This window comes from Aquamicrobium terrae, from assembly GCF_052978165.1.
Genome location: NZ_JBRKLZ010000002.1, coordinates 989,872 through 1,003,083, shown reverse-complemented (window position 1 = coordinate 1,003,083; position 13,212 = coordinate 989,872). Strand labels below are relative to the sequence as shown.

The window sequence follows — 13,212 nt, the reverse complement described above, 5'->3', positions numbered from 1 at the left end:
AGCATTCCTCGCTAAATCCATTCCAGATTTAGCCGGTGACACTCGCCCGTTCGACCTCGACAGTGATGTGGGAGAGTTCGTGTATTTCGGCTAGACGAGCCTTGTAGTCCGATGGCGCCTGGGGCTGGCTCGACACCAGCGAGACGATGGCCGCGTGATGCCCCGGCCCAACCTGCCAGACGTGCAGATCGGCGATCCGGTCGGTGTCGGTTTCGAGCGCTTCACGGATTTCTCCCGGCAAATCCTCGTCATCGGGAAGCCGATCCAGCAGGACGGCGCCCGAATCGCGGATCAGCCCCCAGGACCAGCGTGCGATCACCAGCGCGCCGACGACGCCCATGATCGGATCGGCCCAGAGCCAGCCATAGCTGCGCCCGGCCAGCAGGGCCACAATGGCCAGGACCGAGGTCAGTGCATCCGCCAGCACATGCAGATAGGCGGCGCGCAGGTTGTTGTCCTGGGCAGGGTGGTGGTGATGGCCGTGGTCATGATGCCCGTGATGATGGTCATGGTCGTCCCTCAGCAGCCAGGCGCAGGCGAGATTGACCACCAGTCCCACCACCGCGACGGCGATCGCCTGCCCGAAGCTGATCTCCACCGGATTGGCCAGCCGCATAAGGCTCTCCCAGCCGATCAGCAGCGCGATCAGGGCAAGGACGACGGCGCTGGCGAAGCCGCCCAGATCGCCCAGCTTGCCGGTGCCGAAGCTGAAGCGCGCATCGCCGACATGGCGGCGGGCATAGAGATAGGCCAGCGCCGTGATCAGCATCGCCCCGGCATGGGTAGACATGTGCCAGCCATCGGCCACCAGCGCCATCGAGCCGTAGACCGTGCCGGCGGCGATCTCGGCCACCATCATCGCCGCCGTCAGGGCGATGACCAGCCAGACCCGGCGCTCATTGCGCCGGTGGTGCCGCCCGAGGAATTCGTGCCCATGGGTATGGGCAGAGATGTCGATTGCGGACATGCGGGACTCCCTGGGCTATTTCATGTAGGTGCGGATGACGCCGATCAGTTCCTCGCCGCCCTGCCGGCGCTCGGCCTCGGTCTCGGCCTGCAGCACATGCTCGCGCAGATGGTCCTCCATGACCTCGGCGGTCAGCCCGCTCATCGCGCCGCGGGCCGAGGCCAGCTGGCGCAGGATCTCGCCGCAGGGCTTCTCGGCCTCCAGCGCGCGCTCGATCCCCTCGATCTGGCCCTTGAGACGGCGAACCCGCGCGATCAGCTTCTCTTTGTCGCGGATGGTGTGGGACATGGCGATGGCGATCCTTAGCTTCATATGGTATGGGGGACTATACTATATAAAGTGGAATCAGTGAAGCCATGGAATGGATTGAAGACTGAATGGGTCATCGCTCGCGAGAACGACCAAGCAACAAGGTCTCCTGAATGAATCACAGCCTCCAACAATCGCAGGCAAGCGCCTCCGAAGTGTTCCGCGTCTTCCTGAAGCTGGGGCTCACCTCCTTCGGCGGTCCGATCGCGCATCTGGGCTATTTTCGCGACGAACTGGTGACACGGCGAAAATGGCTGAGCGAGAGCGCCTATGCCGATCTGGTGGCACTATGCCAGTTCCTGCCGGGTCCCGCCTCCAGCCAGGTTGGCTTTGCACTTGGCCTGACGCGGGCGGGTTGGGGCGGTGCATTTGCGGCTTTCCTCGCCTTCACCTTGCCATCTGCCCTGATCCTTCTCACGCTCGCCATGACGGCAACACGCCTCGACGGCCCGCTTGCGCTCGGCGTCCTGCATGGCCTCAAGATCGTTGCCGTCGCCATTGTCGCGCAGGCCGTGTGGGGCATGGCCAAAAACCTCTGCCCCGATAAAGAGCGCGCCACGATCGCGGTTGCAGCCGTGCTTCTGCTCGCCTGGGCGCCGGGCGCCATCGGAATGATGGCCGCCATTCTCCTTGGTGCGATCGCCGGGCTCGCCTTGAGCAAGGGGCAGGTTGCCACTGGCGGGCATCTGCTTGTGCCGGTTTCACGGACAGCCGGCCTTATGGGTTTTCTACTCTTCACCGTCTTGCTGATTGGCCTTCCGCTCCTGGCCGGACACACGCAGGGATGGGCCTTGGCCGACAGCTTCTATCGCGCGGGCTCGCTGGTGTTTGGAGGCGGGCATGTCGTGCTGCCGCTGTTGCAGGCCGAAACTGTTACGCCTGGATGGGTGTCGAACGACGCCTTCCTCGCGGGCTATGGCGCCGCGCAGGCGGTGCCGGGACCGCTCTTCACCTTTGCCGCGTGGCTCGGGACGGTCATGGGACCGGCACCGAACGGTGTCACGGGTGCGGCAATCGCTCTTGCCGCACTCTTCCTTCCGGGCTTCCTCATCCTGATCGGAGCGCTGCCGTTCTGGGATCAGTTGCGCCGTACGACATGGGCGCAGTCGGCCATGCAGGGCGCCAATGCTACGGTCGTCGGAATCCTCGGCGCTGCGCTTTATTCGCCTGTCTTCACAAGCGCGATTGGCGGTATGCCGGACTTCGCACTGGCCATAATTTGCTTCGTGGCTCTGATGGCCTGGAAAGCTCCGCCGTGGGTTGTGGTTTTGCTGGCGGCCATAGGAGGAGCTGCCCTTGGCCTGATGACGTAAAACTAGGGAGTGATCATTCTATCAGACCCGAGGGCATTGGTCGAACCAAGCTGAATACTGTCGCGCCACTGCAAGCGGGTAAATCCAAGATCGGCGATATCGGATTGGTTTTTGCACAGCCTGGGGCGAGGCGAACAAAAAGAGCGGCAGTCCGGAAGAGTCCGGGTTGCCGCCCAAATGCCCCTGTGTCGCGGGACAGGAAAGACGAGGCGTACCGGTACGATGCGGCACCTCGGATGGTCAGGCTGCGGCGACCTGCAGCGCTGCGCGCATGGTTTCGCCCACCAGATGCGGACTGTCGGCGATGATGGCCCCGGCGGTGGCGAGAGCGGCGATCTTGCTTTGCGCATCGCCGATGCCTTTTTGGAAGGCGCCGGCATGCCCCATGCGCCGTTCGACCGGTGCATGGCGGCCGACGACAAGTGCCACAACCGGGATCTTTGGCTTCACCTCGGCCATGTAGTCGGCCAGTTCCTGCTCTTCCGCACCGCCGATCTCGCCGATGGCCACCACGCCCTGGGTTTCGGGGTCGTGCAGGAACAGCTCAAGGCTGTCGCGCATCGACAGTCCGTGCACCGCATCGCCGCCGATACCGACCGTGGTCGACTGGCCAAGCCCGGCCTGGCTGAGCTGGACGGTGACTTCGCTGGTCAACGAAGCCGAGCGCGAAATCACGCCGATGCCGCCCTTCCGCTCGCTGCCGGTGGCCATGACGCCGATCTTGCATAGGCCAGGCGCGAGGATGCCCTGCGAATTGGGACCGACCAGAACAGTGCGGCTGCCTTTCAGGCAATCGCGCACGCGCAGCATGTCCTGTACCGGCACGCGCTCAGTCAGGGCCACGACCAGCGGCATTTCGGCTTCGATGGCCTCGATCATCGCATCGGCGGCCGTGGGCGGCGGCACGAAAACCATGCTGGCATTGGCGCCGGTTTCGGTCATCGCCTCGGCCACGGCATTGAACATCGGCAGGTTGATGTGGTGGCTGCCGCCCTTGCCGGGCCGCACGCCTCCGACGACGTTGGTGCCGTATTCCATCATCGCCGCCGAATAATGGGTACCGGCCCAGCCGGTCATGCCCTGGCAGATAACGCGTGTGTCTTGGTCGACGAGGATTGCCATGATGTCCTCCTCTCAGGCGTTGGCGGCCGCGACGGCGTGAGTGACGGCCGTCCACATGTCGGGACAGTCGACTACCTTGCAGCCGAAATTGTCGAAACGGAAACGGGCATACTCGGCATTGTTACCGGCCAGCCGCACCACCGTGGGGCAGACGCGCCCGGTGCGCCGCATGGCAACGCCAAGCCCGTCGGCAATGATGTCGCAAGGCTGCATGCCGCCGCCATGCACATTTACCAGAATCGAGCGCACAGCCGGGTTGTTGAGCAGCAGCGTGAAGCCGAAGGCCACGTCGAGACTGGTGGCAGTCGTGCGGACGTCCATGAAATTGGCCGGACGGCCGTTCGCGTTGTGCACCATGTCCAGCGTGGCGAGCCCCAGGCCCGCGCCGTTCACGACGAGACCGATATTGCCGTCCATGGCCACATAGTTGAGGTTGCGCCGCTGTGCCACGATCTCGGTCTCGTCATGGTCCCTCTCGGCAAGGGCGGCGAGATCCGGGTGGCGGAACAGCGCATTGTCGTCGAGGACGATCTTGGCGTCGAGTGCGATGAATTCGCCCTCGGCGGTAATGGCGAGCGGGTTGATCTCGATCAGCGTCGCATCCAGCTCGATGAATGCGCGCCGCAATCGTTCCAGCAGATCCTGGAACCGGTCCACAAGATCGCGATCCAGGCCGATGCAAACAGCAAGCTCGCACACTTGCACGCGGTCGAACCTGCTGCCGGAGCCGAGCGGCAGGCGTTCCAGTCGTGCTTGCCCGTGCAAAAGTTTCTGCTCGATGTCGTCGCTGCCTTCGGCACCCGCCAGCACCGCGATCTCTCCGGCAAAGGTGTCGATCGACAAGGACAGATAGAGGGTACGGCAAGGCTGGATCGCTTGCTCCACCAGAACCTGCCTGACCAGTTGGCCCCGCGCGCCGGTCTGTGATGTCACAACCTTTTTGCCGATGAGGGCATCTGTGGCCTGCGCGGCCTCCTCGGGCGTGGATACCATGCGCACGCCGCCGGCCAACCCGCGCCCTCCCGCCTGAATCTGCGCTTTCACGGCAAGACTGCTCGCAGACGGGGCAAGGTCGCGGGCGGCAACAAAAGCTTCCTCACTGGTGAGCGCTACCCGCCCCCTTGGTACGGCTACCCCATAGGCAGTCAGTTGAGCCTTGGCCTGAAACTCATGAAGCTTCATGGTCGTCACCTCCCTCGCATGCAACAGGCTGCTGCCAGGCTGCGTAGATTGCTATCGGATCGGGTGACGGCGGCGCTTCATCTGCGCCGCCGGGGTGCGAACGGGCTTATTCCGCCGCAATCGCGGTTACGTTACCGAGCGCGCCGCTGGCGTTGATCTCGTCGATGCGGCGCTCGTCGAAGCCGAGCACATCGCGCAGGATCTCCTGTGTGTGTTCGCCCAGCAGCGGCGAGCGGGTCACTTCGGTCGGGCTGTCGGAGAGCTTGATCGGATTGCCGACCGACAGATACTTGCCGCGCACCGGATGATCGACCTCGACAATGGTGCCGGTGGCTCGCAGCGACTCATCTTCGGCCAGCTCCTTCATGGACAGGATCGGCCCGCAGGGAATATCCTTGTCATTGAGAATTTCCATGACCTCGAACTTGGTCCTGGTCATGGTCCACTGCTCGATGCGGGCGAAGATCTCGTTGAGACGCGGCAGGCGCGCGACAGGCTTGGCGTAATCGGGATGGGTCTTCCATTCAGGCTCTCCGATCACGTCGCAGATCGCCTCCCACACAGGCGCCTGCGTGATGAAGTAGATATAGGCGTTGGGGTCGGCCTCCCATCCCTTGCACTTCAGGATGCGGCCGGGCTGGCCGCCGCCGGAATCGTTGCCTGCGCGCGGCACGGCATCGTCGAAGGGAATGCCCTCGCCGAACTGGCTGTATTCCTTGAGCGGGCCATGGGCCAGGCGCTGTTGGTCGCGCAACTTGACGCGGCACAGGTTGAGCACGCCGTCCTGCATGGCGGCTGAAACCTTCTGGCCCCGCCCGGTGCGCGTGCGCTGGAACAGGGCTGTGACGATGCCCAGGCACAGATGCAGGCCGGTGCCGGAATCACCGATCTGTGCACCGGTCACCAGCGGCAGCCCGTCGCGGAAGCCGGTGGTCGAGGCCGCGCCGCCGGTGCATTGGGCGACGTTCTCATAGACCTTGCAGTCCTGATAGGGGCCCGGACCAAAACCCTTGATCGAGGCCACGATCATGGCTGGGTTGAGCTCCTGGATGCGTTCCCAGGTGAAGCCCATGCGGTCGAGCGCGCCGGGTGCGAAATTCTCCACCATCACGTCGCATTTGCGGATCAGATCCTCCAGCACCTCCTTGCCGCCCTTGTTCTTGGTGTCGAGCGTGATGGAGCGCTTGTTGTGGTTCAGCATGGTGAAATAGAGGCTGTCGGCATTGGGTACATCGCAGAGCTGCCCACGCGTGATGTCGCCGGTGCCGGGCCGCTCGACCTTGATGACGTCGGCGCCGAACCAGGCAAGAAGTTGCGTACAGGTCGGGCCCGACTGGACGTGGGTGAAATCGAGGATTCGGACGCCTTCTAGCGCTTTCATAAGTGTTCTCCCTTGTTTGGTGCGGCCTTAGTTCTTGCGTACCGTGCTTTGCGGGTTGAGATTTCCGATGCGGCCGCTTTCGGTGCCGGCGGCTGGATCGATGACGGCGTTGACCAGTGTCGGGCGGCCCGAATCCATCGCCGCGCTGACGGCTTTGTAGAGCTCATCGGGTGTGGTCACGTAGACGCCTTCGCCTCCGAAGGCTTCCATCATCCGGTCGTAGCGGGCATCCTTGACGAAGACGGTGGTGGCAACGTCCGATCCGCCGGACGGGTTGACGTCAGTGCCGCGATAGATGCCGTTGTTGTTGAAGATGACGATGCAGACCGGCAGGTTGTAGCGGCAGATGGTTTCGATCTCCATGCCGCAGAAGCCGAAGGCGGAATCGCCTTCCAGTGCCAGTACGGGCTTGCCGGTTTCGATGGCCGCGGCGATGGCAAAGCCCATGCCGATACCCATCACGCCCCAGGTGCCGACATCGAGCCGCTTGCGCGGCTGGTACATGTCGATGACGCCGCGTGCGAGATCGAGCGTGTTGGCACCCTCGTTGACGAGGATGGCATCGGGGCGCTCCTTGATGACGGTTCGCAGCGCGCCGAGCGCGCCATGGAAGTCCATCGGCGTCGAGTTCTTCTTCAGCCGCAATGCCATCTTGGCGATGTTGTCTTCCTTCTTGGCACTGACGGTGGCGAGCCAATCGGCGGGTGGCTGGGTCCAGCCCTTGGCGAGTGCTGCGTTGAAGGCCTCCATGCACGAGCCGATATCGCCCACCACCGGCGCGACGATCTCGACGTTGGAATCCATTTCCTTCGGCTCGATGTCGATCTGGATGAACCTCTTGGAGTAGGGCTCGCCCCAGCTCTTGCCCTTGCCGTGGGAGAGCAGCCAGTTAAGGCGTGCACCGACAAGCAGCACGACATCGGATTCCTTCAGAACCGTGGAGCGCGCGGCTCCCGCCGACAGCGGATGCGTGTCGGGCAGCAGCCCCTTGGCCATGCTCATCTGCAGGAAAGGGATGCCGCTGGTCTCGACGAAATCGCGGATCGCCTCGTCTGCCTGCGCATAGGCCGCACCCTTGCCGAAGATCACCAGTGGTTTTTTGGCGCTCTTAAGCGTTTCCATGGCGCGCGCCACCGCGTCGGGGGCAGGATCTGGGCCGGGGCGGGGTCGATGACCTTGACCAGCGACTTTTCGCCTTCGACCGCGTCCATCACTTGCGGAAACAGCTTGGCCGGCAGGTCGAGATAGACGCCGCCGGGACGGCCGGAGACGGCGGCACGAATGGCGCGGGCGATACCGATCCCGATGTCCTGCGCATGCAGGATGCGGAAAGCGGCCTTGCATAGCGGCTTGGCGATGGCCAGCTGGTCCATCTCCTCATAGTCGCCTTGTTGCAGGTCGACGACTTCGCGCTCCGACGACCCGGAAATCAGGATCATCGGGAAGCAGTTGGTGGTGGCGTTGGCGAGCGCGGTAAGGCCATTGAGGAACCCGGGCGCCGACACAGTGAGACACACACCCGGCTTCCTGGTGAGATAGCCGGCAATCGCTGCCGCGTGCCCGGCATTCTGTTCGTGACGGAAGGAGATGACGCGCATGCCAGCCGCCTGCGCCATGCGCCCGAAATCAGTGATCGGGATACCCGGCACCCCGTAGATCGTGTCCAGGCCATTGAGCCTGAGCGCCTTGATGATGAGGTGAAAGCCGTCCGTCAGATCGTGCTCCGGCACTTGTGCCGATGCGGTCTGTTCCACTTTCGCTACAATGGTCATCGCTGCCTTTCCTCCCTGAAGCATGTCATTTCGCCGGATCGCCATCCGCCTTGCCGGCGGTTGTTATTCCGAAACTCTAGCGGGCCCATAGCGCTGCTGCCCGTTTCGCGTCCGGCTTTCCGCCTTTCTGCTTGGGCGCCAGCGCGCATGTTGTTCGACCGCGCGCCCATATGCACACGGTGTCCCCGAGGTGCCGGTGGCACGTCTCACCTCATGACCGGCACCGCTTCTTCTCGTGTCGCCCGGATGTCTGCCGATCCCCCACCGTTGGATCTCCTGGCAGCTTCCGGGGCGGGACCTCCCTGCATCCTGTGTGCGCCGAAGCGGTGCTGGCTGCTCCTGGTCCGTCGGCACTGTCGCGCCTGATGAGGGGCGCTCGGAGCTATCGCTGCCGGGTCGCTTCGCCGTCCCACTGTCTTGTGTCTTTGGATGCTGTCCGTCCGCCATATTGATATGCTGGCATAATTAATACCAGTAGTCAAATCGCCGCGATGACGAAGCGAATTCGGCTACTTTGCGTTAATAGAGGGCCACAAAAGCCTGGAATCGTCCGAAACAGGGACGGGGGGTGACAATCTATGCAGGGATGGGAGAGCTGATATGCGCCTGGAGCGCTTGAGTTTTGGAATGTGGCATGCCAATTGGCGGCCAATCTTAACCAAGGAGTAGACAATGACCTTCCATTCAGTCAGTGCAGGCAGCATCGGCAAGAGCAGAAAGAGCCTCATCAAGACGATTCTGGCTTTCCTGGATCAGGTCGCCGAGAAGAACGCCCGCAACCGCAACTACGAGCCTTTCGGCCTTTGAACGCTTCCAGACGGAGCCTGTCCGGTCGACTGGAATTCTATAGTGAATTGTAATTACATCATATTATTGATATCGAGCAAAAATGGGAGCGCCTCATAGGCACAGAGAAAGAGCCGATAATCCTCATTCTTCCCGACCGCTGCCGTCTAGCTTCGGCAGCGGTCTTTCTTTTATGGCGGACCTGACTGACAGACGCGCCAAATCTCTGGTCCAGTGCGGATCGATGAAATCTCCCTCTTGTCAATTGGCATAATAGATACCAGAATGGAGTTCCAGCGCGTGGCCTAGGGCCGAAAAATAAAGCGTAGGAAAGGGGAGGAGATGACCCAGACAATGCAGGCTGCCTCACGGACGCCGCTTGTCAGCGATCGGTTCAGGTGGGGGCAGATCGCGATAGGCGTCGTGTGCATGGTGATGATCGCCAACCTTCAATATGGTTGGACGTTCTTCGTGCCCGAGATCGACAAGGAGTTCGGCTGGGGCCGGACCGAAATCCAGTGGGCCTTTACGCTTTTCGTTCTGTTCGAGACCTGGCTGGTGCCGGTCGAGGGTTGGTTCGTCGACAGATACGGGCCCAAAAGCGTCATCATCTTCGGCGGCGTATTCTGTGCGCTCGGCTGGATGGTGAATTCCATGGCTGACACCATGTTCCTTCTCATCGTCGGACAGGTGCTTGCCGGTATCGGTGCAGGTGCTGTCTACGGCACATGTGTCGCCAACGCGCTCAAATGGTTCCCGGACAAGCGCGGCCTTGCCTCAGGTCTCACCGCAGCGGGCTTCGGCGCCGGTTCGGCGCTGACCGTGTGGCCGATCCAGGCGACCATCGCCAATTTCGGCTTCCAGAATGCCTTCCTTTATTTCGGACTTGGCCAGGGCGTGATCATCATTATCCTCGCCTTCTTCCTCTTCGCACCAAAGGAAGGACAGGTTCCCGAGCCGATGACCAAAGGGCCGAACCTGCAGTCCCGGCGCCAGTTCACGCCGTCTGAAGTACTCAAGCACCCGATCTTCTGGCTGATGTATGTAATGTTCGTGGCTGTCGGCGCCGGCGGCTTGGTGGTCACCGCCAACCTCGCGCCCATGGCGCAGGATCTCGGCGTGGCCGACATCCCGATGTGGCTGGGCATTCCCGCACTCACGCTCGCGGCCACGATCGACCGTGTGCTGAACGGCGTCACGAGGCCGATCTGCGGATGGGTATCGGACAAGATCGGACGCGAGAACACGATGTTCATCTGTTTCGCGATCGAAGCCGTGGGCATCTATCTGCTCTACCTCTATGCCCATGTCCCGGCGATGTTCGTTCTCTTGAGCGGTCTCGTGTTCTTTGCCTGGGGCGAGATCTATTCGCTCTTCCCATCCACCTGTACGGACACGTTCGGCTCCAAATATGCGGCCACCAATTCCGGCCTGCTGTACACGGCCAAGGGCACGGCGGCCCTGCTGGTTCCTTCCGGCACTGCGCTCGCCGCAGGCGGCAACTGGGACAACGTCTTCATCATCGGCGTGGTTCTCAATGCGGTGGCAGCAATCCTCGCTATCGCCGTGCTGAAACCATGGCGGGCCGGGATCATCCGGCGCGCCGAGGCAACAGCGCTGCAGGCGGCCTGACCGATATCGGCCTTCGAGCCGGCCAACGGGTCGACAGGGTCTCCTGTTTCCCTGAAGCCGGCGGGCAGGCACCGGGCCTGCTTTCCAGCGGCGAACCCGCCGCCACTATCCTCGGGGGTGCCGCAGCCGCAAGGGCTGCGACACCCCACGGCTACGACCCGATGCGCAAGCAACCTTTTGGCTGAGCCAGAGGAAAGACGGTTCAGGCGAAGCCGGACGCTCGTGCAAATCGGTCGGCAGAAAACGGAACGTCGCGGCTACAGTCGCGACTTCCCACCGTTGAACTGCTGCTGCGCCAGCAAAGCCGGCGCGGTGTGAGATAAAAGCCGGGCAGGATCCGGTTTGTGCGATCGGATCGAGATGTTGATGCAGGCGCACTTCCTCCAATGCAGAGGTGCCCACAAAGCGATCGTGGCCTCAATTTAGGCTGCGTTACCGGGCCAGCCGCACATTCGGCCTCTTGGCCCAATGCGAACGATCCAAGGACAGCCCCGATCAGGGTTGACATTGAAATTACTGGTATACAAAATGCCAACTTACCATGCCGTCACAAACTGACGTCAGAACACGGTCAAAGACCGCCCGCACTGCCAAGGAGGAGAGCATGCTGGAGAAAACCGCCGTACGCAGCGTTCTTGAGAAGGTGAAGGTCGAAGGGCGTCAGGCTTTGACCGCGCCCGAAGGCAAGCTTCTGTGTGACGCCTATGGCATTTCGGTGCCGCAGGAAGGCCTTGCCGGCAGTGCCGCCGAAGCGGCCAGCCTCGCCGGGGGCATGGGCTTTCCGGTGGTCATGAAGATCGTTTCCCCCGACATCCTGCACAAGACCGAGGCCGGCGGTGTCATCGTCGGCGTCAAGTCGGAAGAGGAAGCGAAGGCGGCCTATGACAAGATCGTCGCCAATGCCAAGGCATACAGGGCCGACGCCCGGATCGACGGCGTCCAGGTGCAGCAGATGCTGGCCGGCGGCCAGGAGGTCATCATCGGTGCCGTCACCGACTCCAGCTTCGGCAAGCTGGTGGCCTTCGGCCTCGGCGGGGTGCTGGTGGAAGTGCTGAAGGACATCACCTTCCGCCTCGCCCCGGTCACCCGCGACGAGGCGCTTTCGATGCTGGACGGCATTCAGGCGGCCGAGATGCTGAAGGGCGTGCGCGGCGGCGATCCGGTCAACCGAGATGCGCTGGCCGACATGATCGTTCGCGTCTCCAACCTCGTGAACGACTATCCCGAAATCGTCGAGCTCGACCTCAACCCGGTCTTCGCCACGAAGGATGGCGCCATCGCCGCGGACGTGCGTATCGTGGTCGACTACGACCAGCCCGCCCCGCGCCCGCGGCCCAGCCAGGACGACATCGTCAAGGCAATGAACCGCATCATGCGCCCACAGGCGGTGGCGGTCATCGGCGCGTCGGCCGAGGACGGCAAGATCGGCAACTCGGTGATGAAGAACCTTATCAACGGCGGCTATGCGGGCAAGATTTACCCGATCCACCCCAAGGCCGACGAGATCCTCGGCTACAAGGCCTATCGCAGCGTCAATGAGGTGGAAGGCGTTATCGACACGGCGATCTTCGCCATCCCGGCCAAGTTCGTGGCCGGCGCGCTGACCGAGTGCGGAGAGAAGAAAATCCCCGGCGCGGTCCTCATCCCCTCCGGCTTTGCGGAGGCGGGCGCGCCCGAGCTGCAGGACGAGATCGTCGAGATCGGCCAGAAATACGGTATCCGCCTGATGGGGCCGAACATCTACGGCTTCTACTACACGCCGTCCAATCTGTGCGCCACATTCTGCACCTCCTATGATGTGAAGGGCTCGGCGGCCCTGTCGTCGCAGTCCGGCGGCATCGGCATGGCCATCATCGGCTTCTCCCGCTCGGCCAGGATGGGCGTTTCGGCGATCGTCGGCCTCGGCAACAAGTCCGATATCGACGAGGACGATCTGCTTGCTTTCTTCGAGCAGGACGACAACACCAGCATCATCGCCCAGCATTGCGAGGACCTGAAGGACGGACGCGCTTTCGCCGAGGCGGCCAGGCGGGTATCGAAGAAGAAGCCGATCGTCGTGCTCAAGGCGGGGCGTACCTCCGCCGGCGCCAAGGCGGCCTCGTCGCATACGGGTGCGCTGGCCGGCAACGACAAGATCTATGACGACGTGTTCCGCCAATCCGGCGTCATCCGGGCCGGTTCGCTGCGCCAATTGCTGGAATTCGCCCGCGGCGTGCCGATCCTGCCGACGCCGAAGGGTGAGAATGTTGTCATCATCACCGGTGCCGGCGGATCGGGCGTGCTGTTGTCGGATGCCTGCGTCGACAACGGCCTGAAACTGATGACCATGCCGCACGATCTGGACGCCGCCTTCCGTAAATTCATCCCGCCTTTCGGCGCGGCCGGAAATCCGGTCGACATTACCGGCGGCGAACCGCCCCAGACCTACAAGAACACTGTGCGTCTGGGCCTTGAGGATGATCGCATCCATTCGCTGATCCTCGGCTACTGGCACACCATCGTCACGCCGCCGATGGTCTTTGCCAAGCTCATGGTTGAGGTAAAGGAAGAGATGGCCGCAAAGGGCATCGAGAAGCCCATGGTTGCCTCGCTGGCCGGAGACGTGGAGGTCGAGGAGGCCGCCGAATATCTCTACCAGAACGGCATTCCCGCCTACGCCTATTCGACCGAACTGCCGGTCGAGGTGCTGGGGGCCAAGTACAAATGGGCCCGCGGTGCCGGGCTTCTCTGAAGCCGGAAGCGGAACGC

Annotated in this window: 9 protein-coding genes and 1 pseudogene; 4 read left to right on the top strand and 6 right to left on the bottom strand. The window is 62.7% G+C overall.

What is annotated here, in order from left to right; translation table 11 throughout:
- Positions 1–28 precede the first annotated feature (28 nt).
- Both dmeF and ACVCNR_RS21880 read right to left on the bottom strand, forming a co-directional pair.
- Positions 29–967 carry a CDF family Co(II)/Ni(II) efflux transporter DmeF gene (gene dmeF / locus ACVCNR_RS21885; RefSeq protein WP_447076488.1) on the bottom strand — a complete coding sequence of 313 codons (939 nt, stop codon included), beginning with the start codon at positions 965–967 and terminating at the stop codon, positions 29–31.
- Between the two features lie 15 nt (positions 968–982).
- Positions 983–1,255, bottom strand: coding sequence for a metal/formaldehyde-sensitive transcriptional repressor (locus ACVCNR_RS21880; RefSeq protein WP_447076487.1), 273 nt, complete (start codon positions 1,253–1,255; stop codon positions 983–985).
- A gap of 134 nt (positions 1,256–1,389) precedes the next feature.
- On the opposite strand from ACVCNR_RS21880, the gene chrA reads away from it, so the two are divergent.
- Positions 1,390–2,589: a chromate efflux transporter gene (gene chrA, locus ACVCNR_RS21875; RefSeq protein ID WP_447076486.1), complete on the top strand. Its 1,200-nt coding sequence runs from the start codon at positions 1,390–1,392 to the stop codon at positions 2,587–2,589.
- Between the two features lie 240 nt (positions 2,590–2,829).
- Here chrA and ACVCNR_RS21870 read toward each other — a convergent pair whose 3' ends face one another.
- The 4 genes and pseudogenes from ACVCNR_RS21870 to oxc form a co-directional block, all read right to left on the bottom strand.
- Entirely contained in the window at positions 2,830–3,711 is an 882-nt protein-coding gene (locus tag ACVCNR_RS21870; RefSeq protein WP_447076485.1) for a succinate--CoA ligase subunit alpha, read from the bottom strand.
- Positions 3,712–3,723: 12 nt separating this feature from the next.
- Entirely contained in the window at positions 3,724–4,893 is a 1,170-nt protein-coding gene (locus tag ACVCNR_RS21865) for a succinate--CoA ligase subunit beta (protein ID WP_447076484.1), read from the bottom strand.
- A 106-nt stretch (positions 4,894–4,999) separates the two neighbouring features.
- Positions 5,000–6,274, bottom strand: coding sequence for a formyl-CoA transferase (gene frc, locus ACVCNR_RS21860; protein WP_354198475.1), 1,275 nt, complete (start codon positions 6,272–6,274; stop codon positions 5,000–5,002).
- A gap of 27 nt (positions 6,275–6,301) precedes the next feature.
- Positions 6,302–8,046: pseudogene (oxc, locus tag ACVCNR_RS21855) on the bottom strand (oxalyl-CoA decarboxylase).
- A 672-nt stretch (positions 8,047–8,718) separates the two neighbouring features.
- Here oxc and ACVCNR_RS21850 point away from each other — a divergent pair.
- The 3 genes from ACVCNR_RS21850 (at position 8,719) to ACVCNR_RS21840 (ending at position 13,195) form a co-directional block, all read left to right on the top strand.
- Positions 8,719–8,853, top strand: a complete 135-nt coding sequence (locus ACVCNR_RS21850) for a hypothetical protein (protein WP_354198479.1) — start codon at positions 8,719–8,721, stop codon at positions 8,851–8,853.
- Between the two features lie 321 nt (positions 8,854–9,174).
- Complete coding sequence (gene oxlT, locus ACVCNR_RS21845; protein ID WP_447076483.1) at positions 9,175–10,464, top strand: oxalate/formate MFS antiporter; 1,290 nt, start codon at positions 9,175–9,177, stop codon at positions 10,462–10,464.
- 604 nt (positions 10,465–11,068) lie between these two features.
- Entirely contained in the window at positions 11,069–13,195 is a 2,127-nt protein-coding gene (locus ACVCNR_RS21840) for an acetate--CoA ligase family protein (protein ID WP_447076482.1), read from the top strand.
- The last annotated feature ends 17 nt before the right edge of the window (positions 13,196–13,212 follow it).

Excerpts from the sequence above, each read along its gene's own strand:
- dmeF (WP_447076488.1), bottom strand. The coding sequence starts at position 967 with ATGTCCGCAATCGACATCTCTGCCCATACCCATGGGCACGAATTCCTC.
- ACVCNR_RS21880 (WP_447076487.1), bottom strand. The coding sequence starts at position 1,255 with ATGTCCCACACCATCCGCGACAAAGAGAAGCTGATCGCGCGGGTTCGC.
- chrA (WP_447076486.1), top strand. The coding sequence starts at position 1,390 with ATGAATCACAGCCTCCAACAATCGCAGGCAAGCGCCTCCGAAGTGTTC.
- ACVCNR_RS21870 (WP_447076485.1), bottom strand. The coding sequence starts at position 3,711 with ATGGCAATCCTCGTCGACCAAGACACACGCGTTATCTGCCAGGGCATG.
- ACVCNR_RS21865 (WP_447076484.1), bottom strand. The coding sequence starts at position 4,893 with ATGAAGCTTCATGAGTTTCAGGCCAAGGCTCAACTGACTGCCTATGGG.
- frc (WP_354198475.1), bottom strand. The coding sequence starts at position 6,274 with ATGAAAGCGCTAGAAGGCGTCCGAATCCTCGATTTCACCCACGTCCAG.
- ACVCNR_RS21850 (WP_354198479.1), top strand. The coding sequence starts at position 8,719 with ATGACCTTCCATTCAGTCAGTGCAGGCAGCATCGGCAAGAGCAGAAAG.
- oxlT (WP_447076483.1), top strand. The coding sequence starts at position 9,175 with ATGACCCAGACAATGCAGGCTGCCTCACGGACGCCGCTTGTCAGCGAT.
- ACVCNR_RS21840 (WP_447076482.1), top strand. The coding sequence starts at position 11,069 with ATGCTGGAGAAAACCGCCGTACGCAGCGTTCTTGAGAAGGTGAAGGTC.